Annotated in this window: 21 protein-coding genes; 3 read left to right on the forward strand and 18 right to left on the reverse strand. The window is 67.6% G+C overall.

Going from position 1 to position 24,759, the window contains the following annotated elements; genetic code table 11:
- Nucleotides 1-20: 20 nt before the first annotated feature.
- The 16 genes from F620_RS0107435 to F620_RS0107510 all read right to left on the reverse strand — a co-directional run bounded on the left by F620_RS0107435 (nt 21) and on the right by F620_RS0107510 (nt 16,703).
- On the reverse strand, nt 21-1,169 hold the full coding sequence (locus F620_RS0107435; RefSeq protein WP_019570053.1) for a glycosyltransferase N-terminal domain-containing protein: 1,149 nt from the start codon (nt 1,167-1,169) through the stop codon (nt 21-23).
- 5 nt (nt 1,170-1,174) lie between these two features.
- Nucleotides 1,175-1,612 carry a biopolymer transporter ExbD gene (locus tag F620_RS0107440; RefSeq protein ID WP_019022154.1) on the reverse strand — a complete coding sequence of 146 codons (438 nt, stop codon included), beginning with the start codon at nt 1,610-1,612 and terminating at the stop codon, nt 1,175-1,177.
- Nucleotides 1,609-2,247: a MotA/TolQ/ExbB proton channel family protein gene (locus F620_RS0107445; RefSeq protein ID WP_019570054.1), complete on the reverse strand. Its 639-nt coding sequence runs from the start codon at nt 2,245-2,247 to the stop codon at nt 1,609-1,611. Before F620_RS0107445 ends, F620_RS0107440 begins: the two co-directional genes overlap by 4 nt.
- Nucleotides 2,248-2,288: 41 nt before the next feature.
- Nucleotides 2,289-3,614, reverse strand: coding sequence for a 23S rRNA (uracil(1939)-C(5))-methyltransferase RlmD (gene rlmD, locus F620_RS0107450; protein WP_019022156.1), 1,326 nt, complete (start codon nt 3,612-3,614; stop codon nt 2,289-2,291).
- A 4-nt stretch (nt 3,615-3,618) separates the two neighbouring features.
- Nucleotides 3,619-4,410 (reverse strand): 3'-5' exonuclease, encoded by a 792-nt coding sequence (locus tag F620_RS0107455; protein ID WP_019022157.1) that lies wholly within the window; start codon nt 4,408-4,410, stop codon nt 3,619-3,621.
- Between the two features lie 7 nt (nt 4,411-4,417).
- Entirely contained in the window at nt 4,418-5,326 is a 909-nt protein-coding gene (gene cysM, locus F620_RS0107460) for a cysteine synthase CysM (protein ID WP_018869581.1), read from the reverse strand.
- Nucleotides 5,327-5,456: 130 nt separating this feature from the next.
- Nucleotides 5,457-5,930, reverse strand: a complete 474-nt coding sequence (locus F620_RS0107465) for a DsrE/DsrF/DrsH-like family protein (protein WP_018869582.1) — start codon at nt 5,928-5,930, stop codon at nt 5,457-5,459.
- Nucleotides 5,931-6,015: 85 nt separating this feature from the next.
- Nucleotides 6,016-6,165 (reverse strand): hypothetical protein, encoded by a 150-nt coding sequence (locus F620_RS15105; RefSeq protein WP_019570055.1) that lies wholly within the window; start codon nt 6,163-6,165, stop codon nt 6,016-6,018.
- 80 nt (nt 6,166-6,245) lie between these two features.
- Nucleotides 6,246-7,817, reverse strand: a complete 1,572-nt coding sequence (locus tag F620_RS0107475) for a dynamin family protein (protein WP_019570056.1) — start codon at nt 7,815-7,817, stop codon at nt 6,246-6,248.
- 45 nt (nt 7,818-7,862) lie between these two features.
- Nucleotides 7,863-8,411 carry a hypothetical protein gene (locus F620_RS0107480; RefSeq protein WP_019570057.1) on the reverse strand — a complete coding sequence of 183 codons (549 nt, stop codon included), beginning with the start codon at nt 8,409-8,411 and terminating at the stop codon, nt 7,863-7,865.
- 53 nt (nt 8,412-8,464) lie between these two features.
- Nucleotides 8,465-9,151, reverse strand: a complete 687-nt coding sequence (locus F620_RS0107485) for a hypothetical protein (RefSeq protein ID WP_019570058.1) — start codon at nt 9,149-9,151, stop codon at nt 8,465-8,467.
- A gap of 35 nt (nt 9,152-9,186) precedes the next feature.
- Nucleotides 9,187-9,813 carry an AAA family ATPase gene (locus tag F620_RS0107490; RefSeq protein ID WP_019570059.1) on the reverse strand — a complete coding sequence of 209 codons (627 nt, stop codon included), beginning with the start codon at nt 9,811-9,813 and terminating at the stop codon, nt 9,187-9,189.
- Nucleotides 9,814-9,900: 87 nt separating this feature from the next.
- The gene (locus F620_RS0107495; RefSeq protein ID WP_019022161.1) at nt 9,901-10,338 is read right to left on the reverse strand and encodes a sulfur globule family protein; all 438 of its coding nucleotides are present in this window, start codon (nt 10,336-10,338) and stop codon (nt 9,901-9,903) included.
- A 563-nt stretch (nt 10,339-10,901) separates the two neighbouring features.
- Nucleotides 10,902-11,594 carry a hypothetical protein gene (locus F620_RS0107500; protein ID WP_019570060.1) on the reverse strand — a complete coding sequence of 231 codons (693 nt, stop codon included), beginning with the start codon at nt 11,592-11,594 and terminating at the stop codon, nt 10,902-10,904.
- Nucleotides 11,595-11,627: 33 nt separating this feature from the next.
- Nucleotides 11,628-15,512 (reverse strand): efflux RND transporter permease subunit, encoded by a 3,885-nt coding sequence (locus F620_RS0107505; protein WP_019570061.1) that lies wholly within the window; start codon nt 15,510-15,512, stop codon nt 11,628-11,630.
- Nucleotides 15,513-15,554: 42 nt separating this feature from the next.
- A complete protein-coding gene (locus tag F620_RS0107510) occupies nt 15,555-16,703 on the reverse strand; it encodes an efflux RND transporter periplasmic adaptor subunit (RefSeq protein WP_019570062.1) in 1,149 nt (382 codons plus the stop codon).
- A gap of 285 nt (nt 16,704-16,988) precedes the next feature.
- Here F620_RS0107510 and F620_RS0107515 point away from each other — a divergent pair, with 285 nt between their 5' ends.
- The 3 genes from F620_RS0107515 to F620_RS0107525 all read left to right on the forward strand — a co-directional run bounded on the left by F620_RS0107515 (nt 16,989) and on the right by F620_RS0107525 (nt 22,635).
- Nucleotides 16,989-17,972, forward strand: a complete 984-nt coding sequence (locus tag F620_RS0107515; protein WP_019570063.1) for a sigma-54-dependent Fis family transcriptional regulator — start codon at nt 16,989-16,991, stop codon at nt 17,970-17,972.
- Nucleotides 17,973-18,155: 183 nt separating this feature from the next.
- The gene (locus F620_RS0107520) at nt 18,156-19,472 is read left to right on the forward strand and encodes an efflux RND transporter periplasmic adaptor subunit (RefSeq protein WP_026331349.1); all 1,317 of its coding nucleotides are present in this window, start codon (nt 18,156-18,158) and stop codon (nt 19,470-19,472) included.
- The gene (locus F620_RS0107525; protein ID WP_026331350.1) at nt 19,465-22,635 is read left to right on the forward strand and encodes an efflux RND transporter permease subunit; all 3,171 of its coding nucleotides are present in this window, start codon (nt 19,465-19,467) and stop codon (nt 22,633-22,635) included. The genes F620_RS0107520 and F620_RS0107525 overlap by 8 nt, the downstream gene beginning before the upstream one ends.
- A gap of 48 nt (nt 22,636-22,683) precedes the next feature.
- Here F620_RS0107525 and F620_RS0107530 read toward each other — a convergent pair whose 3' ends face one another.
- Nucleotides 22,684-23,523: a ScpA family protein gene (locus F620_RS0107530; protein ID WP_018869594.1), complete on the reverse strand. Its 840-nt coding sequence runs from the start codon at nt 23,521-23,523 to the stop codon at nt 22,684-22,686.
- A 5-nt stretch (nt 23,524-23,528) separates the two neighbouring features.
- Complete coding sequence (locus F620_RS0107535; RefSeq protein ID WP_018869595.1) at nt 23,529-24,749, reverse strand: tryptophan--tRNA ligase; 1,221 nt, start codon at nt 24,747-24,749, stop codon at nt 23,529-23,531.
- Between the last annotated feature and the right edge of the window lie 10 nt (nt 24,750-24,759).

Below are 24,759 nucleotides of genomic sequence, written 5' to 3' on the forward strand. Positions count from 1 at the left end.
TCCGTTCCCCGGCGACGGGCTCACCAGTCCCAGACCTCGGCCAGCAGCGTCTCGAAATGGTCATCCACCCGCCGGCGCTCGTCCCAGAACCGGCGGCGGGCGGCATCCCCCAGCTGCCGGCGGACGGCGGCATCGTCACGCAACGCCGTCCAGCGGGCCAGCACCGCCTGCGGATCGGCGTGCACCTCCACCGGCAGTTCCAGGGTCCCTTCGCGCCCGAGACTGACCGCGGTCCCGCCCGCAAGCGCCTGCCACAGCACCCGCGATCCCGGGGCATCCAGATGCACCGCCTGCGTCGCGCTGGCCGCCGCGGCGAACCAGCGCGGGTCGTCCAGCTGCACGACATTCCCGGGGGCGAGCGCATTGCGATCCCATTCGCTCACCCGCAGTGAACGCCCCGGCAGCGGGTGACCGGGGTCCTCTTCCAGGCTGGCCAGCAGGATATCCTCCTCCCCGAAACCGGAGGCCTCCCAGGCGGCGCGCCAGTCCGGCCAGCCGGCCGCAGTGCCGTGCCACCACCACAGCCGGCGTACCTCGCCACCCACCAGCGAGCGCAGTACCACATCCGCCTGCGCTTCGACGAAACGCGCCATCGGATCCGCCGGTTCCAGCCGCCGCGCGGCACCGCCGTCGCCGGCCTGCTCATTCCAGCGCCGGCTCTCTTCCGGATCGCGGGGCCAGGCCAGCTCCAGACCCCGCGCCGCCGGCCGCGCCGGCGGTGCCGCGTTCACCGCGATCACCGGCGCCTGTGTGGCTTCCAGCAAGTTGGGCGGGGTCACGCCGCCCGCCAGGATGATGCCCGCGGGCTGGAAGCGGTCCAGCACGCGGCGAACGACCCGTGGCCGGTCGCAGGGGCCGTACCCCACGCCCACCTTGCGAAACGGCTGCATGTGCTGTTCGAACAGCTCCGGGCAGTCGCGCTCGAAGGTCAGCACCAGGCGCACGTCCTGACGCTTGTGGCGCACGAATCCCAGCAGTTCGATCCCCAGGCGCAGGCTCTCGGGGTCGGCCCCGGCCCGGATCCAGATCAGGCGGCCGCGGTCCTGCGGCGGACTGAGGAATCCCAGCCGCGCGAGTGCCCGTGCACGGTCTCCGCGGCGCCAGTCCCGCCCGACCGCGCCCCAGACCTCCGCCAGCCCGGCGCCGTATCCCGGTTCAGTCGTGTACATGCCGCTCAGTCGTCCGCCGCCCGGCCGTCATCGCCCAGCGTGGCGATCGACACCGCGCTGACACCGAGGCGGCCCACCACGTCCAGTGCCCGCACCACCGACTGATGGCTGGCGCTGGCGTCCGCGCGGATCACCACGGGGTCATCGCCGCGGGTCTCGAGGACCTCGCCCAGCACCTGTTCCAGGGTTTCGGCCCGACGGTTCACCAGTTCCCGCCCGTCCACGAAATAGCGGCCGTCGGCATCCACCACGATGTCGATCCAGGCGCGGTCGTCCACCTGTTCCGCTTCCCGGTCGGCCGATGGCAGGGTGATGTCGATGTCGGCATGCCGGTCGAACGTGGTGGAGACCATGAAGAAGATCAGCAGCAGGAACACCACGTCGATCAGCGGCGTGAGATTGACGCCGGGCTCCTCGGGTGGTCGATGGGGCCGGAATTTCACGCCCGGCCTCCGGCCTCGACGCTGCTGGCGCTGCGCTCGCCGTGCATGATCTCGACCAGCTTGGTGGCTTCCTGCTCCATCTCCAGCACCAGTTCATCGATCCGGCCGCGGAAGTAGCGATGGAAGATCAGCGCCGGAATCGCGATCCCGATGCCGGTGGCGGTGGTGATCAGCGCCTGCGAGATGCCACCGGCCAGATCCCGCGGGCTGCCCACACCGATCTCGGTGACCACCGTGAAGACCTCGATCATGCCGACCACGGTGCCCAGCAGCCCCAGCAGCGGCGTGATCATCGCGATGGTACCGAGGGTGTTCATGTAGCGTTCGAGTTCATGCGCCACCCGCCGGCCCGCCTCCTCGATGCTTTCCTGGGTGATCTGGCGGGTACGGTCATGGGTCGCCAGACCCGCGGCCAGCACGGATCCCAGCGGGGAGTTTTCACGCAGGCGCTCGATGTCTTCCATCGACAGGCCATGTTCGCGCATCTGTTCCCATACGCGCCCCAGAAGGCCCTGCGGCACTACCCGCCCTCGCCGCAGCGAGATAAGACGTTCCAGGATGATCGCCACGGCCAGCACCGAACACAGCAGGATCGGCACCATCAGCCAGCCGCCACTTTTCACGATCTCGAGCATTCACTGCCTCCTTGGAGTTACGGCGCGGTCCGGCTGCGCCCTCAGGCCCGGGAAAAGACGGCCATGGATTCCACGTGCGCGGTGTGCGGGAACATGTCCATGATCCCGGCCCGTTCCAGCCGGTAGCCATGATGATGCACCAGACGTTCGGCGTCACGGGCCAGGGTCGCCGGGTTGCAGGACACGTAGACCATGCGCTCGATCCGGCGCGGGCCCAGCGCCTCCACGGCGGCGGCCGCCCCGGTGCGCGGGGGATCGAGCAGGACCCGGTCCCAGTCCTCGTGCAGCCAGTCGGCCCGCGAGAGTGCCTCGGCGTCGTCCAGGTCGGCGCGGGCATAGCGAGTGTTGTCGATGCCCTGCCCGCGCGCGCTGTCCGCCGCCCGCGCGAGCATCGCATCATCCACCTCGACCCCGGTCACCTCGGCCGCCCGGGTGGCCAGCGGCAGGGTCAGGTTGCCCAGCCCGCAGAACAGGTCCAGCACCCGGTGCTCCGGCTCCAGCTCCATGGCGGCCACCGCCTGACGCACCATGGCACGGTTGACCTCGGGGTGGACCTGGACGAAATCCATGGGCGTGAAACCGACCTCCACGCCGAAATCCGGGTGCCGGTAGACCAGTGGGGCATCCGGCCCCGCCAGATGGACCACGGTCTCCGGCCCGCCCGACTGCAGGAATACACCGATGCGTTCCTCGTCGGCCCAGGCCGCCAGCCGCGCCCGATCGGCATCGGCCAGCGGATCGAGATGACGAAACACCAGCGCCACGCGGTCGTCGTCATCCACGCCGACCTCGATCTGCGGGATCCGGTCACGCGCCTGCAGGCCGTCCAGCAGCTCCCGCAGCGCACGGATGCGGTGCCCCACCGCCGGATGCAGCACCTCGCAGTGGTCCATCTCCGCCAGATAGGGGCTGCCCCGTTCACGAAACCCGACCAGGGTCCCGCCCTTCTTCGGGACATGCTTCGCGCCCAGCCGGGCCGTTCGCCGATAGCCCAGGGTCGCCCCGGTCAGCGGCTCGAACCGCGCCTCGGGCGTCACGTGCCCGATCCGCTCCAGCGCATCGAACAGGGCCTGTTCCTTGATCTCGCGCTGCAGGTCGATCGACGCGTGCTGCAGCTTGCAGCCGCCGCACAGACCGAAGAATGCGCAGGGCGGATCCACCCGACCGGCCGCGGGCTCCAGCACCTCCACCACTTCGGCCATATCAAAACGGCGCTTGCGCCCGGTCTGCACCGCGCGCACCCGCTCGTCGGCCAGTGCCCCGTGCACGAAACAGGCCTTGCCGTCACGCCGGATCACGCCCTGGCCATCGAGGGTCACGTCCTCGATCACGGCCTCGAACGGTGTGCGGTCGATCTTCTTGCCCATGCCGTCAGCCCCGCCAGGCTTCGAGAAATTCAAGGTGGTGCTCCGCCGCGCTGGCGGCCAGGTAATCCGCCAGCTGGTCCTGGCGGGACTTCAGCGCATCGTCGGTCAGGTGCCCGCGCATGTGCTCGAAGCGCAGCCACACGAGGTAGGTATTGAGCACGTCGTGCTCCACGTAGTCGTGAATCTCGCCCGCGCGTCCGTCGCGCCATGCCGGCCAGACCATGGAGCCGTCCATTCCCAGCTTGCCGGGGAAGCCCAGCAGGCTGGCCATGGTGTCCAGTCCGGTCACCGCGCGGCCCTGAAAGCCGGCGAGCACGTCCATCAGGTCGACATGGCGCCAGTGGAAGCGCGACAGGTAGTTGTTGTAGCGGAACTCGCGGTCGTCGTCGCCCTGCTCCCAGTACCGCGGCGCCTGCACGCCATTGACCAGCGCGCGGTAGTGCAGCACCGGCAGGTCGAAGCCACTGCCGTTCCAGCTCACCAGCGTGGGCGTGCGCTGGTCGATCACGCCGAAGAACTGGCGCAGCAGTTCGGCCTCGTCCGGCGTGTGCCCGTCCTCTCCGTCGCGGCCGAAGGCCGACAGCTTGAGCGCTTCCCCGCCCTGGTACAGCACCCCGATGGACACGATGCGATGCAGCGGATGGCGCAGGAATTCCGAGCCGGTCTGCGCGCGGCGCATCGCGAACAGCGCATCCGCGACCTCCCGGTCGGTCAGGCCATCAAAGTCGTACAGCCGGCGCGCGCCCTCGATATCGGGCACCGTTTCCAGGTCAAAAACCAGTACGGGAGCAGACATGCCAGCCTCAGTCGGGGTAGACGCCGGTGGAAATGTAGCGGTCGCCGCGATCGCAGATAATGGCCACGAAGGTTCCGCCTTCGACCTGTGCGGCGAGCTTCAGGGTGGCCGCCACCGCGCCGCCGGACGACACCCCGGCAAAGATGCCTTCCTCTGCCGCCAGCCGGCGCATGGTGGTCTCCGCTTCCTCCTGGGTCACGTCCACGGTGCGGTCCACCCGCGCGGCCTCGAAGATCGTCGGCAGATAGGCCTCGGGCCAGCGCCGGATCCCCGGGATGGAAGCCCCTTCTCCCGGCTGCACGCCGACGATCTCGATCTCCGGATCGCGCTCCTTCAGGTACCGCGAAACCCCCATGATGGTCCCGGTGGTGCCCATGGAAGACACGAAATGGCTGACCGTGCCCTCGGTGTCGCGCCAGATCTCCGGCCCGGTGCCCTGATAATGCGCATCGGGATTGTCGGGATTGCCGAACTGGTTAAGCAGGAAGCCTTCTCCCGCGTCCGCCATGCGCTGAGCGAGATCACGCGCCCCTTCCATGCTTTCCTCGCGCGTGACCAGCTTGAGCTCGGCTCCATAGGCCTTCATCGACGCGCGCCGTTCGGCCGACATGTTGTCCGGCATGATCAGGATCATGCGATAGCCCTTGATCGCGGCCGCCATCGCCAGCGCGATGCCGGTATTGCCGGAGGTGGCCTCGATCAGGGTATCGCCGGGACGGATGTCGCCGCGCTGCTCGGCGGCACGGATCATGTTGACCGCGGGCCGGTCCTTGACCGAACCGGCGGGGTTATTGCCCTCGAGCTTTACCAGCACGGTCGACGGCAGATCCGCGGCCAGGCGCTGCAGGCGCACCAGCGGCGTGTTGCCGACGAAATCCTCGAGGGTCGGAAAGGAATCGGGATGCAGTCGTTTCATGGCCGCAGAGTATAACGACTCACGCAGGCTTTGCGGGTCCGCGGGCACGACGAATGCGACGTGAACCCCGCCAACAAAAAGGCCCCGGAGCTCGGCTCCGGGGCCCGGATGGCGCGAACGCCCCGCCCGTTTACATGAACAGGCAGATGTCGGAATCTCCGGCGAACTCGAAGAACGCCGCCGCCCCGGCATATTCCACGCCATCAATGAAGTGACTGGTGTCCATTTCGAACAGGTCCACCGTCATCTGGCAGGCGATCATGCGCACTTCGGCCTCCTGGCACAGCTCGCGCAGATCCTCCAGATCGGAGACGCCCTTCGCCTTCATCTTCTTCTTCATCATCACGGTCATCATCTTCTGCATCCCCGGCAGGGCCTGCACAAGAACCGGCATCGGCATGGGCATGGGCATGCCCGGATTGCCCAGTGAGGTCACCTGAAGATCCAGCTTTTTCTCCAGCAGCTTCAGGCCGTAGAAGGTAAAGAAGATCTCGCACTCATAGCCCAGGGCCGCTGCGGTCGAGGCCAGGATGAACGGGGGATACCCCCAGTCCAGGCTGCCCTTGGTCGCGATGATGGCCATTTTCTTCTGTTCGTCGCTCATTGAGTTTTCCTCCTGTTGTTATACATGGCGAGGCCGGGGAGCGCCCCCTGCGCCCCCCGGCCCCGAACGCCCTTACCCAGAGGTGTCAGTGCCCGGCATTCTGGCGGCCGCGCCGCCAGTCCCGGATGAAGGCGCAACCCGCGCAAATACCCAGGGCAGCAAGACTGGCCCAAATCGAGATCGGCACCAGAATCATCGCCAGAACAAACATGACCCACGCCAGCACGGTCATCATCGTTCTCCTCCTTCGGTGCGAACGGCGCAGACCGTCCGGGGACCGCGTTGTTGTTGTCGGCGGCCTCGGGCAACCGAAGCCTACCGCGTTCCGCTGCTCCCTGCATCACTGCTCTCGCCGGCGGCCTCCGTGGCCGTACCGGGTTCCGACGCTGCCGGCCGCGTGGCCGGTTCCGCCGGGCGATGGACATCGGCCGCCGAGGCCCGGCCACTGCCGGGGTCCACGGGGCTCGCGTCCACGAACTGGTTGTTGAGCTTCTGGATGTAGGCCTCGGCCTGATCACGCAGGCGATGCAGCCGTGCCAGGCTCCGCCGCCCCAGACCACGCGGCCCGCGTGCGAACAGCGAACGCATCGGCCGGGTACTCTTGAGAAAGGCCGCCTGCCAGTTCCCGGCCGCCGATTCTTTCGGCAGCTCGCGTGCAATCCGCCGTGCGAGCCAGCGACGGTTGAAGAAATGGATGCCGCCCAGCGCGCCGAGAACCAGCACCACGCCCAGCGACGTCCACCACGGGTTGTCCAGCAGGGTCTGCCACACCCGGCCATCGATCCACGGGCGGACACCGTCGGTCGCCTGGTAGCCGATCACGGCCAGCACCGCCACCAGCACCCCCATCATGCCGGCGTCGAACTGCAGCACCCGGCGCCGCCAGCGATCGAGACTGCGTTTGATCGCCGGCAGGGCGTCCATCTCGATGGATTCGGCGATCGCCTGCAGGGCACCGATGATGCGGTAGGAACGCGAAGAGCTGATCTCGCGGATCTTGGCATGGATCTCCTCGCGGTCGTGCGCGGATTTTTCCTCGTAGCGGCTGCGCACCTGCGGGTCTTCGATCTCGACGGCCCCGCTCTCGTTATAAATGCAGTAGAACCGCCCCGTCGCATTGCCCTGACGCACCACCGCGCGCTGCCAGGCCGCGACGACTTCCTCGAGGTTGTCCTCGCGCCAGGTCGTGTCGATCTGGTTCAGGATAAAGACCAGCTTGGTGAAGTCGTTGCGCTCGGCCACCCGGTTGACCAGATGCTCCAGGGTGTCACGCATGGCGCCGGGTTCGGGGTGCCGTGCATCGAAGAACACCAGCACCAGATCCGACAGATCGATGATGTGGTCGGTCAGCTGCAGGATGGTGGTACGCTGCTCGTCGGCATCGAACCCGGGCGAGTCGATCAGTATGCGGCCCCGCAGCTGCTCCGCGCGCGCGGTCTTCATTGCCAGGAAATGATCCACCGTGCGCCCGCCGCCATCGGTGATCCGTTCGATCTCGTCGGACACCCGATAGAACGGAAAGCGCGGGTCTCCGTCGAGTGCCAGCCCCGGGAGTTCCTGCACCCGTTCGCTGCCGCCGTAGGAGATCACGGTGAACTTGTCGTCCACCGCCTGGCTGCCGCTGCGCTGCACGGTATCGCCCACGAACTCGTTGATGAACGTGGACTTGCCCGAGGAGAAGGTCCCCAGGACCGAGATCATCGGCCACCAGGAAATGGTGAAGGCGTAGGACTCTTCTTCCGGATCCAGCAGGCCCGAGGCATATCCGACCCGATCCAGCTCCCGGAACGGATTGACCACGCCCTCGAGGACCGGGTTTTCCTCCGCCAGACGTTCACTCAGGAGCTTGAGCTGCTTGCGGACGCGGCTGCCAGGTCGATTGAACATTCCGATCTCCGTGTTGGTTCGGGTCCGGGCAGACCGCGCGCACGGCTAGCGCGGCGCCGACGGCGGACGGTAGGGACCGCCCGACCCCGGATAGGGACCGCCCTGCCCCGAGAGTGGGTTGAACATGTTCATCATACCCATGGGACCGCCCACGTTGCGATTCAGGCTCCACATGTCGCGCTGCATGCCAATCACGGACCCGGCCATGACCTCGGTATCCCGCGTCATCGACCCGATGTCCGTGCTCATGCTGCCGGTGTCCGCGCTGATGGACGCAACGCTCTGCTCCATCTCGGCCGTGGACCCGGCAATGTCCACCATGCGGCCCTCCATCGCCTCCATGTGGCGCACAATCGCCGACATGTCGCGGTCCACCACCCGGGTCATCGAGGAGATCTCCTCGGTCAGCTGTGACACGTCCCGGGTCAGGCTGGTGATCAACCAGAAACCGTACACCGCCAGCACGACGAATGCGACCAGGGAAGCATAGACGATCAGTTCGAGCCGTCGGGCCCGTCGTTGCGCATCGTCCGCCTCTTCCTTGACCTCGTAATACTGACTGTCGCCGTCAGCAGGCCTGTCGTTCGCACCCATCGTTCCTCCGGTCGGTCACTACAGCACACGTGATGTGGAGGGCGCCGCAAACCTCAGCGGAACCGTTCCAGGTGGTCCGCCCCTTGCGGATGATGCCGGGCATAGATCGGACGCAGTGGGGCCATCATCGCCCGGCGTTCGCCCTCCGGAAGCTTCTCCAGCGCCCGATCCCAGCTGCCCATGGCGGCTTCAACGTCGCCGGTGGCGTATTGCAGATTGCCCAGTTCCCCGAGGATGTCCGCCCGTTCCCGGCTTTCGTACGCCTGCGTTTCCAGCCCGCCTTCGAGGACGGTCAACGCGGCTGCGGCACCCTCGCGCCAGTACGTCTCCCGTGCTTCGGTCAGCAGCGCCTCGACCTCCACCGGCTCCTCCACGGCTTCCTCCCTGACGGCTTCTTCCCTGACGGCTTCTTCCCTGACGGCTTCTTCCCTGGCGGCTTCTTCCCTGGCGGCTTCTTCCCTGGCGGCTTCTTCCCTGGCGGCTTCTTCCCTGGCGGCTTCTTCCCTGGCGGCTTCTTCCCGAGCAGCTTCTTCCCGAGCGGCTTCCTCCCGAGCGGCTTCTTCGTCCACGGCGGGGGACTCTTCCTCCAGGACCACGCCGGACTCCGCGGGCGGGTCCTCCGGCTCGGCCGGCGCCAGCCAGTCACGGGCGGACCAGGCGATCAACCAGAGGACGATCACGATCAGCACCCAGTAGCGATTGATGAAACCGTGGCGCGGCTTGTCTTCACCTGATTCCATTTGTCACCTCGTTTCCTGGAGGGGATAGCCCCTTCTTATCCGAAAATCGCCCGGGCCAGTCGGTCCAGCTCCTCCGCCGCCTTGCCGGAAGGCTCCAGCTCGTTCACCGCGAGACCCTCGCTGAACGATCGCCGAAAGGCCGTGCGCTGCTTCAGCCGAGGGCGCAGAAAACGGATACCCTCGATCTGCTGCAGGGCCTCTGCAGTCTCCTCGGTCTCGCGCACGAACTGGTGCGTGTCGGCGCGATTGATGAATACCTCGATGCCGGGGCCGGTGTCGCGATCAGTCCGACGCTCCTGGATCTCACGCACGAAACGGTGAGTGGACCACACGTCGGCCTGACTCGGCGGCACCGGGATCAGCACCCGGTCTGCCGCGGCGACCGCCCGCATCAGGGTGTCCATGGCGGAGGGCCCGACGTCCACCAGCCAGTGATCGAACTCCCCCTGCCGACCCAGCGCGACGTCGGCATCGGTCGTGGCGGGGAGCGCGGGGCTGTACCCCTCCTCCTGCCGCACTTCCAGGACATCGCCGAGAGTCCCCTGCGGATCCAGGTCCACGGCCTGTACGCGGTGCCCTTTCGCGAGCAGCCAGAGCGCGAGATTGAAAGCGACGGTGCTCTTGCCCGTTCCGCCCTTGAGGTTGGCCACCACGGTCAGCATTGCGGCTCCCGGATCCATTGAATTCTAAAACGGGCTGCCCGGCGAACCGGGCAGCCGATCATGCACGGGCGAGCCCGTGCGAGCAGATCACTGCTCTTGCTGCTGCTGCGGCATGCCCTGCTGCGGCATACCTTGCTGCGGGCCATAGCCGTGGCCGGGGCCGTAACCGTAGCCCGGATGGCCATAGTAGCCGGGACCGTAGCCATGACCACGACCATAGCCGTAGCCGTCACCACGGCCGTGACCGTAGCCGTGACCATGACCGCGACCGCGGGCGGAGAAGTCGAAATCGCCCATCATGTCGCCGAACATGTCGCCCATGTTGTGGCCGCGGCCGTAACCCGGACCGCCAAAGAACGGCATGCCACCGTAGCCGGGGCCGTAGCCATAACCGGGACCGTAGGGAGCCCCGTAGCCCGGACCGCCATAGCCCGGCCCGCCCCACTGCGCGGAAGCCATCATCGGGGCAGCGGCCAGACCGGCCATGGATGCCGCAAGAACGGCTGCTTTCAGAAACTTGCTCATAGTGTTACCTCCTCCTATCGGAGACATGCCCTCCCATTTCTGCCACCGATGCGCGGAGGGCGATCACGCACCGGACCCTGCCCGAAGGCAGGTGATTCAGGGCCCCGAAAAGGGTCCCCATGCGCCCGGGCCGCCAAAGAACGGGAATCCGTACCCCGACATGCCCGGTTCACTTGCCCCCGGTCCCCGGTGGCCGCCATACGGATACGGACCGAACCCGTAACCGTAGGGCGACATCCCGGGACCCGGGCGTGCTTCACCTGCGGGAACGCGCGAGCGCTCCTCGCGTCCCCGCCGGGCCGGATCGTAGTCCGGCGGAGGGAACGATCCGGCCGACCGGGGTTCGCCCCGGGAGAAGCCTCCCGGCTCTCCCGCATCGGCCGCGGATGGCGGTCCGGCATGCCACGGATTGTGGCGTTCCCGGGCCTCGGCGGCCGCAGCGGCCACGATCAATCCGACCGTCACCAGGGCGAGCAGCAGGACGCTCCGCCCCGCCGTTGCTCCCGGTTGCATGCCGTTGCTTCCGAACGCCATTCGCCTCGCTCCCATGCGTCACCCGGTGCTCAGTAATCCCCCGAGTCGCGACGCTCTTCCATCTGCTCCATGCGCATCTCGCGCTGGCGTTCCATCTCCTCCATGTAGGCCTGGCGCCCCTTCTTCATCGCCTCCATACGGGCCTCGCGCATGGCTTCCATTTCCTCGATGCGTTCCTGCCGCTCGGCATGCATCTTCTCGATGCGCTCGCGCATCTCCTCCGGCATGTCCTCGGGCAGATCTTCGGGGTCGAACTCCGGCATCTGGCCGTACGCCGCCGGACCGCGCATGCCGGCGCCATGGCCGGGCCCGTACGCGGGGCCGTGCATCATGCCGGGGCCATGGCCCTGCTGCGGACCGTAGCCGTAGCCGGGACCATGACCGGGCCCGTACCCATGGCCGGGGCCATAGCCGTGACCGTAGCCATGACCGCGGCCCTGACCGTAGCCCTGCCCGTGGCTGCGCCCGGACATGCCGAAGCTGAAGTCACCGGAGGCATCGCGACGCTGCATCATTTCGCCGCCCTGATGCCCGCCCATGCCCTGTCCATACGGACCCGGCTGGCCCCAGGGCCCGGGAACCGGAGCATGCTGGGCCATCGGCTGCCCCTGAGCGCCCTGGTTCCCTTCTTCCGCCTGGGCCGCGCCCAGCACGGACATCGAGACCACTGCGGCGCCGGCCATGGCCAGACCGAGCATGCGTGCGTTGAATCGCTTCTTCATCATTAACCTCCTTGAGGTTCTTTCAGTGATTGCTCATTTCAGCCGAATACCCCGGCGTCGGCGGCCACCCGACTGGCGTGCACCGGGACCGTCCTCCGGAGACGACGCGTCTTTTTGGTCTTCCCCCGAGTCCGACTTCTGGTCCGTCGTGGTGGAATCCGTGGTGGAATCGTGATCCGGCGGCGCACTCGTCCCGGAGTTCTCCGATCCGGCGGAACGGGAATCGCTTCCGGATTTCCGCGGCGCCTCCGTATCTCCCTCCTTCGATCCAAGCCCGTCGTCCGGCGTGGATTCGGCGTTCGCGCCCGCGTCCCCTTCACGGCCGGAGGGGCCGTCCGAGGCCCCCGACGCGGGGGGACCCGGCGCAGGACCGGACGACGGGGCTGGAGAAGGCCCGGAGCCCGAGCCGGAACCGCCGGATCCCGGGCCACCGCCCGGCCCCGGGCGCGTCCCGAAACGTCCGCGCACCAGCTTCAGCAAGGCCAGGAACAGGTCGCGCATGCCCTCGACGAAGGCGACCGTCAGGCAGCGCAGGTAGAGCCCGAAGTACTGGACTGCGCGCGTGACCGGTCCGCCCTCGGCCGGGCCGAAGGGATTGTCGTCACGGCCGGTCCCGGCACTGCCATTCGTCGGGGTAGCACAGCCGGAGCCGTTGGTGCCGTCGCCGTCTTCCAGTGAGGCGGGACAGAACGCGCGCCGCCCGGAGATGCAGCCCAGCGGGATGACGACCAGGGTCAGCAGCGTGGCCACGATGGTCCCGAACATCAGCGAGATCGCCATGCCCTGGAAAATGGGGTCGAACAGGATGACGCTGGAACCGGCGAGCAGTGCGAACGCGGTGATGACGATGGGCCGCGTGCGCGCCTGACAGGCGAGGATCATCGCCTCGCGGACGTCATGTCCCTGATCCACCGCCTGGCGGCCGAAATCGACCAGCAAGATGGAATTGCGCACGATGATCCCTGCCAGGGCGATGAACCCGATCATCGAAGTCGCGGTGAATTCGGCGTTGAACAGCCAGTGGCCCGGAATGATCCCGATCAGGGTCAGCGGGATCGGGGCCATGATGATGCCCGGCAGCACGAAGTTGCCGAACTCCCAGACCACCAGCATGTAGATGAGAATCAGGGCGATGGCGAACGCGATACCCATGTCGCGGAAGGTCTCGTAGGTGACCGTCCATTCGCCGGCCCATTCGAACGCCGTGGACCCGTCGTTCGGCGGCGGCCCCAGCCAGTGCGGCTGCACCCGGCTGCCGTCGGGAAGCTCGTAATCGGCGAGTTGCTCCTGTACCTCGAGCATCCCGTAGACCGGTGCCGCCAGACGCCCCACCACTTCGCCGGTGACATACTCCACCGGCCGCAGGTTCTTGTGATAGATGGGTTCGTCCTGCGGGCGCTCGACGAACCGGCCCAGCTCGCCCAGGCTGACCGTCCCGCCATGCTGCGAGGCCACCGGCAGCTGTTCCAGACGCCCGATATCGGAACGCGTGGGGCGTGGCAGGCGCAGCTCGATCAGGTGCGGCTCCACCAGCGAACGCGCCTTGATGTCGCCCAGAACCCGGCCACCGATCGCGGCCTCCAGCGTCTGGTTCACGGTCTCCACGGTGACACCACGGCGCAGGGCCTTGTCACGGTCCACGTCGAAATGCCAGACGTCGTGCGGGGCCTGCAGGAAGCTGTCGACGTCCGCCACGTGTTCGGCCCCGCGGAACATTTCTTCCAGGTCGCGCGCGACCTGACGCCGGGTATCGGCATCCGGGCCATAGACCTCGGCGACCACCGACTGCAGGACCGGGGGCCCCGGCGGCATCTCCACCACTTCGATGCGCGCACCCGCCTCGCGGGCCAGTGGTGTCAGACGCTCACGGGCCTCGGTGGCGATCTCGTGGCTGGAGCGCGCGCGATCGCCCTTGTCCACCAGCTGAACCTGGATGTCGCCCAGCCAGGGGTCCTGGCGCAGGTAGTAATGACGCACCAGACCATTGAAATTGAACGGCGCTGCAGTGCCGACATACGCCTGCAGCCCGGTCACTTCCTCGAACTCCCGCAGTTCCGCCACCATCGCTTCGCTGAGCGAGGCCGTCTCGGTCAGCGCCGTGCCCTCGGGGAAATTGATCATCACCTGGAATTCGGGCTTGTTGTCCAGCGGCAGCATCTTCACCCGGACATCCGTGGTGTAGAACAGGCTGGCCATCAGGAAGAACACCACCACGATCCCGGCCAGGAAGGCGTAGCCCCGGGCGGGATTGTCCGCCAGCCCGGGGATCACCCGGCGGAAGAACGTGCCCAGCCGCTCGGCCTGCCGGTGTTCCTTTTCGGTGGCCTTCTCCAGGTAGGCCATGCTCGGGCGCAGCCGCTGGGTCAGCCACGGGGTGAACACGAAGGCCGCGACCAGCGAGAACAGCATGGCGACCGACCCCAGAACCGGGATCGGCTGCATGTAGGGACCCATCATCCCGGAGACGAAGCCCATGGGCAGGAGCGCCGCGATCACGGTAAAGGTCGCCAGGATCGTCGGGTTGCCGACCTCGCGTACCGCGTCCACGTTGGTTTCGGCATCCAGGCCGCGCTTCATCAGCCAGCGGCGGTAGATGTTCTCCACCACAACGATGGCATCGTCCACAAGGATCCCGATCGCAAAGATCAGCGCGAACAGACTCACCCGATCGATGGTGTAGTCGAGCAGCCATGCGCTGAACACGGTGAACAGGATCACCACCGGAATCACGATCAGCACCACCAGCGCGGCGCGCAGCCCGAGGAACAGTGCGACCAGCAGGGTCACTGCGAAGGTCGCGACAAACAGCTTGAAGATCAGTTCATTGACCTTTTCGTTGGCCGTCTTGCCGTAGTCGCGCGAGATCTCGACGCCCACGTTGTCGGGGATGGCGGAGCCCTTCAGGCGCTCGAGGCGTTCGAGCACGCCATTGGCGACCGTGACCCCGTTGCTGCCGGGCTTCTTGGCGATCGCGAGGGTCACGGCGGACGCCCCCTCCGGTGCGGCATCGGGCGCCTCTGCGGCCGGGCCGGAATAGTGACGTACGAAGCGATCCACCTCCCCCGGGCCATAGCTGACCTCGGCCACGTCGCGCAGATAGATCGGGCGACCGTCCTCCACCGAGATCAGCAGGCGTTCGACATCCTCGGCACTGGTCAGGAACGAACCGGTGTGCACCGACATGTGCCGTCCACCCGCCTCGATCGCGCCCGCTCCGCGTTCCGAATTGGCCTGACGCACCGCGCCCGCGATCTGGTCCAGGGTGACCCCGTAACCTTCCAGCCGTTCCGGCCGCACCTCGATGCGCAGCTGCTCCTCGCGGCCACTGACCACGAAGCTCTGCGCGGTGTCGGGTACCTCGTTGAGCTGCTGCTGCGCGTCCAGGGCGATCTGGCGCAGCATCGCGTCATCGACCTCGTGCGACCAGAAGGTCAGCGTCACCACCGGCACGTCATCCGCACCCTTGGGCTTCACCATCGGCTCGCTGACCCCCGGAGGCATCAGGTCGCGGTTCGACATCAGCCGGTCATGCACCTTGACCACCGAGGATTCCATCTCCTCGCCGACGTCGAACTGGACGGTGACCATCGCCTCGCCTCGCTGCGAGACCGAGTAGACGTTGTCGACACCCGAGAGCTCGCTCATCAGACGTTCCAGCGGCCGCGCGGCCAGACTGGCCACCTGCTCCGATGGCACGCCGGGATACTCCACCATGATGTCGACCATCGGGACCGAGATCTGCGGGTCCTCCTGGCGTGGCGTCACGATCAGGCCGAGTATGCCGATGGCGATGCTGGCCAGCAGCAGCAGCGGCGACAGCGGCGAATGGACGAATGCGCGGGCCATGCGCCCGGCAATGCCGGGGTCCGTCGCGTGATCGCCGGGCCGTTCCTGGTTGCGAGGTTCCTGGTCGCTCATGTCCGAGGCCAACGTCCTGTCATTGTCCGAGTTCGAAGCGCATCAATGGCGGCCGCCGGGGTGCTGCAGCACCCGCGCCCCCGGCTCCAGCCCCGAGGTCACGACCACGCCGCCATCACGCGATGCCCCCAGCCGGACCATTCGGATGCGCACCTCGTCATTGGCATCCAGCACGGCCACGCGCGGCAAGGCCCCGCCCGGGATGATCGCGCTCTCCGGGATCACCACCCGGTCCTCGCGCGTCACTTCGCCCGGCAGATGCACCTCGGCATACATGCCCGGGCCGCCGCGGACCTCCTGCGGCAGATCGAACTTCACGGTCACGGTATGGCGCTGCGGATCGGCCAGCGGGAAGATCCGCGAGACCCGGGCGTTGACTTCCTCGGCATGACCGTCGAGCGTCACCGGCACGATGTCGCCCACGTCCAGCTGACGCACCAGGCGAACCGGCACGGCGGCCTCCACCCGCAGGTAATCCAGGTGCCCGAAGGTGACCAGAGGATGCCCGGGCTGGACGGTATCGCCCTGTTCCACGTGCTTGTGCATGATCACCCCGTCGAACGGAGCGCGGGAGCGGGTGTCTTCCAGCGCGACGTCGAGCTCCTCGACGCGGGCCCGGGCCTGTTCCCAGCGCGCCCGGGCCTGATCGACGCCGATGTGGCGGGAAAAGAGATCCGTGGTGCGGTCCAGGGTCGGGTCACCGAATCCCATGAACTGCCCCATGTTGCGCGTGAACACCTGGTCGAACATCGACGGCATGCCCATGCCCGGCATCTGCCCGATGTCCTGCGAGCGCGGGGAAATGACCTCGCGGTCGTACTGCATGCGTGCTTCGCGGATCGCCGCCTCGGTGGTGCGCATCTCGGCGAGCGCCGCCTGGCGCTGAGCCTGGAGGCGATCGTCGGAGATCGCGACCAGCTCTTCTTCCTCCTCGAAGCGGTCGCCCTCGACCCCTTCAACCGCGATCACCCGGCCCCCCGACTGCGCCCGCAGGGTCACTTCACTGAACGGGATCACCGTGCCGCTGACGGTATGGCGCTCCGCGGCGAGCGGCTGCGCGACATGGATACCGGTACGGTCCGGACTCGTGGTTCCCGCGCTCTGGGCCGGCGTCCAGGCGGTCTGTGCACCGGCCGTGCCGGCCACGGTGACCATACACAGCATCAGGCTGGCCGTTCGCATCAGCGTCATTCGCACCTCCCCCCGACAGCGTGCCTGTTCCGTTTCGTGTTGTTCCGTTGTAAAGAAAAGCACGCCTCGACACAAGCAAGAGAGATGCCAATATTAGAATATTATTAAATTTCAGATATTTGTCTCCGTGAAAAAACAAGGCGCACTCAGGGTGTTGCAACACGTGGCACCCGGAGATTCGAATATAAGCATCTGTTACTGCCGAAAATTTTTTTGTTGCAACAACGGTGGCGGCGTTGCAACGCCGCTGCCATACTCCCGGTGAATTTCCCGGAGAGGAAGGCCATGAAAATGAACCGTGGGGAGGGTCTGCCGGACGCGTTCCGTTCGGCCGATCCGGACTGCCATCATCAGATGGTCTTCGCCCGCCGGGCGGCGGGCAGCGACATTCGCATGCTGCTGCTGGGCGAGTCGGGAACCGGCAAGACCCGACTGGCCCGGGGCATCCATGAATGGAGCCCGCGTGCCGCCGGACCCTTCGTCGAAGTCAACTGCGCGGCCATCCCCGACGAGCTGCTGGAATCGGAGCTGTTCGGCCATGTGCGCGGGGCCTTTTCCGGGGCGGTGAGCGATCGCGAGGGCCGTTTCGAATCCGCCCACGGCGGCACCCTGTTCCTCGACGAGATCGGCGAACTGCCGTTGCGACTGCAGGCCAAGCTGCTGCGCGCGGTGCAGGACGGACAATTCGAACGCGTGGGCGAGAACAGCACGCGGCAGGTGGACGTACGCATCCTTTCCGCCTCCAATCAGGACCTCCAGGCCCGCGTGGATGCGGGACAGTTCCGCGCCGATCTGTTCTACCGCCTGGCTGTCGCCACGGTGGAGCTGCCGCCCCTGCGGACCCGGCCGCACGACCTGGCCGCCACCCTCGACCGCTTCGTCGAGGAACACGCGCTGAAGCTGGCGCCGGCGCTGCGGCGCAAACTGGAAGCCCACCCCTGGCCCGGCAATTTCCGCGAGCTGGAGAACGTGTTCGCCTGCCTCCAGCTGCACGCGGTCAACGGTCACGTGGAGGATTTCCCCCTGCCCGAAGGCCGGCCTCCCGGGACCGTGTCACCACCGGCGGAGGCCGCCACCCCGGCAACGGCTTTTCCGGAAGTGCCCCCCACGGACGCGGCCCCGCAGGTATCCCCGAGGGAATCCGAAGAGGCGCGGCGCCTGCGTCAGGCCCTTGCCGCTCATAATGGCAACCGCTCGCGGGCCGCGCGCAGTCTCGGAATCGACCGCACGACCCTGTGGCGCAAGCTGCATCGCTATAACCTGGCCTGAGAAAGGCATTCCCCACGCCTGCGGCCCTCGTGCCGCCGATGTTAGGATTGGCCATATCAGGAGACACTGATACCGGTCTCCCGCGGACGGGAACTTCATCCGGTGCACCGTCTCCAAGGCCCGGGCATCAGGCCCGCGCCCCATCCAGCCCAGGACCCGAGCGAGAACTGCATGTCCCGTGTCATGCCGCGAGTCGGCCGTGCCCTCATCCCCGTACTGATCGTCGCGCTCAGCGTGGCCGGATTCATGATCCTGCGCGCCACCGGCCCGGAGGCCCCCGCCCCCGAGGGCGAGGAACGCGCCTGGCCGGTGCGCGGCTTCGTCGCCGAACCCCGGACCCATGAGCCCTCGGTGATGCTCTACGGGCGCAGTGCCTCGGCCCACGACGCGACCCTGCGAGCCGCAGTACAGGGCGACGTGGCCCGGGTCTCCGCGCGCGAAGGCCAGCGGGTCGCCAGGGGCGACGTCCTGGTCCGGATCGACCCGGCCGAGGCGCGCCTGGCCCTGCGGCAGGCGCGCGCCGAGGTCGATGAACTCGAAGGCGCGCTGGAAAGCGAACAGCTGCGCGCGCGATTCGATCGCGAGGCCCTGGTGCGCGAACGCGAACTGCGCGAGATTGCTCGCCGCAACCTCGAACGCACCCGCAACCTGCGCGAACGCGACATGGCATCCGACAGTGACGTGGACGAAGCCCAGGAGCGCCTGCAGCAGGCCGAACTCACCATCCAGAACCGGGAACAGGCGATCGCCGACGCCCCCATGCGGCTGGCCGGGGCCGAGGCCCGGCTGAACCGGGCGCGGGCCGCGGCCGAACAGGCCGAACTGGACCTGGAACGCACCGAGATCCGCGCCCCGTTCGATGCCCGCGTGACCGCCGTCCGGACCTCGCCGGGCGAACGCGCCCGGGTGGGCGACGAACTGGTACGCCTGTTCGACGTGGACGACGTGGAGATCCGGGCCGGACTTCCCGTGTCGCTGGAACCGCGGCTGGAGGCGCTGCTGGCGGAGGGGAGAACGCTGGAAGCCTCGGCCCGCAACGGCGGCCGCGAGATCACCAGCGAGCTGGTCCGCATCGAAGGCGAAACCCGGCCCGGCGCCAGCGCTTCGCACGGTGTGTTCGCGATCCGCGAAGGCGGGCGCTCGCTGGGTCTGAACCGCTTCCTTGAACTGAACCTGCGCCTGCCCGAGGAAGACGACAGCCTGGCCGTTCCGTTCGAGGCCCTGTACGGGCGCGACACCATGTTCCGCGTAATCGACGGCCGCCTGCAGTCCCTGAACGTCGAACGTCTGGGCGAATACCGCAGCGAGGCCGGGGACACCCTGGCGCTGGTTCGCAATCCGGACCTGTCGGCCGGCGACGTCCTGATCGCCACCCGCCTGCCCAATGCGGTGGATGGCCTGCGCGTGGAGGTCGAGGACCGCGAGGACCTGCCCACCGCGGCCGAAGCCGTGCGCGAAGGCGACCCGGACCTCCAGCCGCAGGACGCCGGCGATGAGTGAAACCAGCGCACCCATGCCGGGCGGCGCCCCGGCCGGGGGCGATGCGGAGGGCGCGGCCGGGCGCGGTCCGATCCGGCTGTTCCTGGAACACCGGCTGGCCGCCAACCTGCTGATCGCGCTGATGCTGCTGGCGGGCGCCTATGCCCTGAACCAGCTGAACTCGCAGTTCTTCCCCGATTTTGATCTCGACATCATCACGGTCCAGGTCGTGTGGTCGGGCGCTGCCGCCGAAGACGTGGAACAGTCGATTACCGACCCGCTGGAGCAGGACCTGCGCACGGTCGACGACCTGCGCGAGATGACCTCCACCTCCGCGCTGGGCGTGGCGACCATCACCCTGGAGTTCGAACCCGGCGCGGACATGTCGCATGCGCTGGAACAGGTCAACGACCGGGTCGATCAGCAGCGCAACCTGCCGGCGGATGCCGAGACCCCGATCGTCAATCAGGTGATCAACTACGAGCCGGTCTCGCGCCTGCTGATCACCGGCCCCGACGACCCGGAACAGCTGCGGACCCTGGCTCGGCAGTACGAACGCGAGCTCCTGGACGCCGGCATCGCGCGGGTCGAATTCACCGGCCTCACGGAAGACGAGATGGCCATCCAGGTGCCGGCCTTCAATCTCTACCGCCTGGACATGACCCTGGCCGACATCGGCACGGCCGTCGCCGGCATGAGCCGCGACATGCCCGCCGGCTCGGTCGGACGCGACGACACCGCTCGACAGCTGCGCAGCCTGGAGCAGGCCCGCGACATCGTCTCCTTCGAACGCCTGGTGCTGCAGGGCGACCCCGAACGCGGTCGGGTGCTGCTGGGCGACATCGCCGACATCGACCTGCGCCCCCGCGACGGCGAGGTGCGTGTCCGCTCCCAGGGTACGCGGGCCATCGAGATGCAGCTGCTGCGCAGCGAGACCGGCGACGCCCTGGATTCCGCGCGCATCCTCGAACAGTGGCTGGAGCGCACCCGGCCCGCCCTGCCCCCGGGTGTCCAGCTCCAGGAAACCGATGCGTTCTGGGAGCTGCTGTCCGAACGCATCACCCTGCTGCTGAAAAACGGTGCCGGTGGACTCCTGCTGGTGCTCGGGATCCTGTTCCTGTTCCTGAACCGCCACATCGCCCTGCGCGTCGCCCTCGGCATCCCGATCGCCTTCACCGCCGCATTCGTGGTGCTGTGGCTGGTGGGTGGCTCGATCAACATGATGTCGCTGTTCGGCTTCATCATGTCGCTGGGGATCATCGTCGACAACGCCATCGTCGTCTCCGAGCACGCCTACAGCCTGCATCAGAGGGGCCTGTCGGCCAGTCGGGCGGCACGTCAGGGTGCTCAGCGGATGGTCGGTCCGGTCGTCGCCGCGTCACTGACCACCGTCGCGGCCTTCATGCCACTGATGCTGATCGGCGGGATCATCGGCAATATCCTGTTCGACATCCCGCTGGTGGTGATCTGCGTGATCGTGGCCACCCTGCTGATCGCCTTCCTGATCCTTCCGGCCCATCTCAAGGGCGTGATGGATCGCCTCGAGGAACCGCCGGCCGGCAGCCTGCGGGCGCGCTTCGACCGGGGTTTCGAAAACCTGCGCAACGGCCCGTTCCGCCGTGCCGTCACGCGCGCCGTGGACCACTCCGGGGTCACCCTCGCCCTGGCGGTGGGCGCGGTGATCCTGGCCATCGGCCTGGCGGCATCCGGACGCATCGGCTTCACCTTCTTCCCCTCGCCCGAGGGCACGGTCGTCAATGCCGGCGTGAACTTCGTGGCCGGCACCCCGCCGGAACGGGTCGAAGAATTCCTCATCCACGTCGAACAGGCGCTGGAGGAAACCGACGAGGAACTCGGCGGCGGCCTGGTGCGTGCCTCGGTGACCCGGCTCGGACGCGGCATCGACCCCGGCGACGGCAACGCCCCGCAGGGCGACCAGTTCGGCAACATCCAGGTCGAGCTGATCTCGCCGGAGGCCCGCGAGGTGCGCAACCGGGCGTTCATCCAGGCATGGCGGGACAACGTCCGCGAGGCCCCCGGCATCGAGACCTTTTCTATTGACGAGCGTCAGGCCGGCCCGCCCGGGCGCGATCTCGAAGTGCGTCTGACCGGCGATGACCCGCATATCCTCAAGGACGCGGCACTGGACGTGGCCGATCTGTTCGACGAGTTCCCGGGCACCTTTGCCACCCAGGACGACACCCCGTTCGGCCGCGAGCAGCTGACCTTCCGCATCCTGCCGGAAGGCCGCGCCCTCGGACTGACCACGGAGCAGCTCGGCGCGCAGCTGCGCGACGCCTACGACGGCCATCTGGCGCAGATCTATCAGGATGGCCTGGAGGAGGTCGAGGTGCGCGTGCGTCTGCCCGACGACGAACGCCATGCGACGGAAAGCCTGGACCGCCTGCAGATCCGCCTGCCGGACGGCGAGCTGACCCCGCTGGAGAACGTGGCGGAACTCGCATCCCGTCCCGGCTTCGAGACCCTGCGGCATGCCGATACCCGCCTCGCGATCGAGGTATCCACCGAAGTCGACCGCTCGGTAAACAATGCCGCGCGCATCCGCGCCGCGCTGGAAGACGGTCCGCTGGACGCGGTCGCCGAGCGCCACGGGGTGGACTGGTCCTTCGAGGGCCGCGCGGCGGATCAGGAGGAGACGTTTGCCGACATGCGCACGGGCCTGGTGCTGGCGCTGGGACTGATGTACATCATCCTCGCCTGGGTCTTCGCCTCCTGGGGCTGGCCGCTGATCGTGATGGCGATCATCCCGTTCGGGATCCTCGGTGCCCTGCTGGGCCACTGGATCCTCGGGGTGGAGCTGACCGTGCTGTCGATGTTCGGCCTGTTCGGCCTGACCGGGATCGTGGTCAACAACTCCATCATCCTGGTCAGCTTCTACCAGGGATTGCGGGAGAGCGGTCTGGCCCTGCGCGAGGCGATCATCGAGGCCTCCTGCCAGCGCCTGCGCGCGGTCATCCTGACCTCGGTCACCACCATCGCGGGCCTCACCCCGCTGCTGTTCGAGCGCTCGGTGCAGGCGCAGTTCCTGATCCCGATGGCGATCTCGATCGTGTTCGGGCTGGCGGTGGCCACGGTGCTGGTACTGTTCGTGATCCCGGCGTTGCTGCGCCTGTACGAGGGGGCGTTCGATCGCGGCGCCACGTCCACCCACCACGCGAGCTGACCGCAGCCCCGAGGAAGGGAGGACATGGGGCGGCGGGGCGCGTCGGGGTCAGGCGTCGCCGCCGCGCCGACGCAGGCGGATGGGGGCGTAGGGTTCACTCTGGCCCCACTCCACCAGCCCCGCCTTGGCCAGCTCGAGGATGGCGAGGAACGACACCACCACTCCCTGGCGGCCCTCGGCCCGTTCCAGCAGGCCGACGAAGTCGGTGAAGGTCTCGCTGTCCAGCTCCTGCAGCAGCCGGGTCATGCGCTCGCGCACCGACAGCTGTTCGGTGGCCACGTGGTGGTGGGCGTTCAGACTGGCACGCCGCATCACCCCGGCGAGCGCGTCCATCAGGGCATCCAGCGACGGTGCCGGGGGCGGCGGGCCTTCCAGTGCGTCGGTCGCAGCGCCCGCAGCGAAGAAATCCCGCTCCATGCGCGGCAGCGCGTCCAGGCGTTCGGCCGCGGTCTTGAACTGCTCGTATTCCTGCAGCTGACGGATCAGCGCCATGCGCGGATCACCGGCGTCTTCCGCGTCCGCCTCCGCCGGGCGTGGCAGCAGCATGCGCGACTTGATCTCGGCCAGCAGTGCCGCCATCACCAGGTATTCGCCCGCCAGTTCCAGGCGCAGGGCACGCATCACCTCGATGTAGGCCATGTACTGGCGCGTGATCTCGGCGATGGGGATCGCCAGGATGTCGAGGTTCTGCCGGCGGATCAGGTACAGCAGCAGGTCCAGCGGCCCCTCGAAGGAATCGAGGAACACTTCCAGTGCATCCGGCGGGATGTACAGGTCCTCGGGCAGCTCCGCGACCGGTTCGCCGTGAACACGCCAGACGTGCTCGCCCTCCCCGGCGGCGGCCGGATCAACGGGGTCGACGCTGGCGTCTTCGGCGTGTTCGCTCACCGGCTCTACCGCAGGTAGTCCAGCCCCATCGCGCGCCGGACCTCCTCCAGGGTCTCGCGCGCCTCTTCGCGCGCGGCCTCCGAGCCCTCGACCATGATCGAGCGCACCAGCCCCGGATCACTGGCGTATTCGCGCGCGCGCTGCTGGATCGGCTCCAGCTCCTCCTGGATGGCCGCGATCAGGGGCTTCTTGCAGTCCAGGCAGCCGATCCCGGCGGTGGTGCAGCCCTCGTAGAGCTCGCCCCGCTTGTCCTCGCCGGTGTAGACCTGGTGCAGCTCCCACACCGGGCATTTTTCCGGCGTCCCCGGATCGGTGCGGCGCACCCGCGCCGGATCGGTGGGCATGGTCCGGATCTGGCTTTCCACCTCCTGCGGCTCGGACCGCAGGCTGATGGTGTTGCCATAGCTCTTGGACATCTTGCGCCCGTCAAGCCCGGGCATCTTCGCGGTGGGCGTCAGCTTCGGATGCGGCTCGGGCAGGATGATCTTGCCCCCGCCCTCGAGATAGCCGAACAGCCGTTCGCGGTCCTTCAGCGAGATGTTCTGCTGTGATTCCAGCATCGCCCGGGCGACCTCCAGGGCCTCGTCCTCGCCCTGCTCCTGGAAGCGCTTGCGCAGATCGCGGTAGCGCTTGGCTGCCTTCTTGCCCATCTTGTCCACGGCCTGCTCGGCCTTTTCGGCAAACCCGGGTTCGCGCCCGTACAGATGGTTGAAGCGCCGCGCCAGCTCGCGCGTGACCTCCAGGTGCGAGACCTGGTCCTCGCCCACCGGCACCATGCCGGCGCGATAGGCCAGCACGTCGGCACTCTGCAGCACCGGATAGCCGAGAAACCCGTAGGTCGCCAGATCCTTCTCGCGCAGCTGTTCCTGCTGGTCCTTCCACGTCGGCACCCGCTCCAGCCAGCCCAGCGGGGTAATCATGGATAGCAGCAGATGCAGCTCGGCATGTTCCGGCACCCGCGACTGCACGAACAGGGTGGCCGATCCCGGACTCACCCCCGCGGCCAGCCAGTCGATCACCATCTCGGTCACGTATTGCTGCAGGTCGCCCGGGTCTTCGTAATGCGTGGTCAGCGCATGCCAGTCCGCAACGAAGAAAAAGCACTCGTAGTTATGCTGCAGCTCGATCCAGTTCTTCAGGACTCCGTGATAATGCCCGAGATGCAGACGCCCGGTGGGCCGCATCCCCGAGATGACACGCTGATTCGTCCCCTGATTGGTGGTCACGGTCGCGATC

The organism is Thioalkalivibrio sp. ALE11 (assembly GCF_000381205.1).
Lineage (GTDB): Bacteria > Pseudomonadota > Gammaproteobacteria > Ectothiorhodospirales > Ectothiorhodospiraceae > Thioalkalivibrio.

Excerpts from the sequence above, each read along its gene's own strand:
- F620_RS0107520 (WP_026331349.1), top strand. The coding sequence starts at position 18,156 with ATGCCGCGAGTCGGCCGTGCCCTCATCCCCGTACTGATCGTCGCGCTC.
- F620_RS0107465 (WP_018869582.1), bottom strand. The coding sequence starts at position 5,930 with ATGAGCGACGAACAGAAGAAAATGGCCATCATCGCGACCAAGGGCAGC.
- F620_RS0107490 (WP_019570059.1), bottom strand. The coding sequence starts at position 9,813 with ATGCTGACCGTGGTGGCCAACCTCAAGGGCGGAACGGGCAAGAGCACC.
- F620_RS0107510 (WP_019570062.1), bottom strand. The coding sequence starts at position 16,703 with ATGACGCTGATGCGAACGGCCAGCCTGATGCTGTGTATGGTCACCGTG.
- F620_RS0107515 (WP_019570063.1), top strand. The coding sequence starts at position 16,989 with ATGAAAATGAACCGTGGGGAGGGTCTGCCGGACGCGTTCCGTTCGGCC.
- F620_RS0107455 (WP_019022157.1), bottom strand. The coding sequence starts at position 4,410 with ATGTCTGCTCCCGTACTGGTTTTTGACCTGGAAACGGTGCCCGATATC.
- F620_RS0107435 (WP_019570053.1), bottom strand. The coding sequence starts at position 1,169 with ATGTACACGACTGAACCGGGATACGGCGCCGGGCTGGCGGAGGTCTGG.
- F620_RS0107485 (WP_019570058.1), bottom strand. The coding sequence starts at position 9,151 with ATGGAATCAGGTGAAGACAAGCCGCGCCACGGTTTCATCAATCGCTAC.
- F620_RS0107500 (WP_019570060.1), bottom strand. The coding sequence starts at position 11,594 with ATGAAGAAGCGATTCAACGCACGCATGCTCGGTCTGGCCATGGCCGGC.
- F620_RS0107445 (WP_019570054.1), bottom strand. The coding sequence starts at position 2,247 with ATGCTCGAGATCGTGAAAAGTGGCGGCTGGCTGATGGTGCCGATCCTG.
- F620_RS0107505 (WP_019570061.1), bottom strand. The coding sequence starts at position 15,512 with ATGAGCGACCAGGAACCTCGCAACCAGGAACGGCCCGGCGATCACGCG.
- rlmD (WP_019022156.1), bottom strand. The coding sequence starts at position 3,614 with ATGGGCAAGAAGATCGACCGCACACCGTTCGAGGCCGTGATCGAGGAC.
- F620_RS0107525 (WP_026331350.1), top strand. The coding sequence starts at position 19,465 with ATGAGTGAAACCAGCGCACCCATGCCGGGCGGCGCCCCGGCCGGGGGC.
- F620_RS15105 (WP_019570055.1), bottom strand. The coding sequence starts at position 6,165 with ATGATGACCGTGCTGGCGTGGGTCATGTTTGTTCTGGCGATGATTCTG.
- cysM (WP_018869581.1), bottom strand. The coding sequence starts at position 5,326 with ATGAAACGACTGCATCCCGATTCCTTTCCGACCCTCGAGGATTTCGTC.
- F620_RS0107475 (WP_019570056.1), bottom strand. The coding sequence starts at position 7,817 with ATGTTCAATCGACCTGGCAGCCGCGTCCGCAAGCAGCTCAAGCTCCTG.
- F620_RS0107480 (WP_019570057.1), bottom strand. The coding sequence starts at position 8,411 with ATGGGTGCGAACGACAGGCCTGCTGACGGCGACAGTCAGTATTACGAG.
- F620_RS0107495 (WP_019022161.1), bottom strand. The coding sequence starts at position 10,338 with ATGAGCAAGTTTCTGAAAGCAGCCGTTCTTGCGGCATCCATGGCCGGT.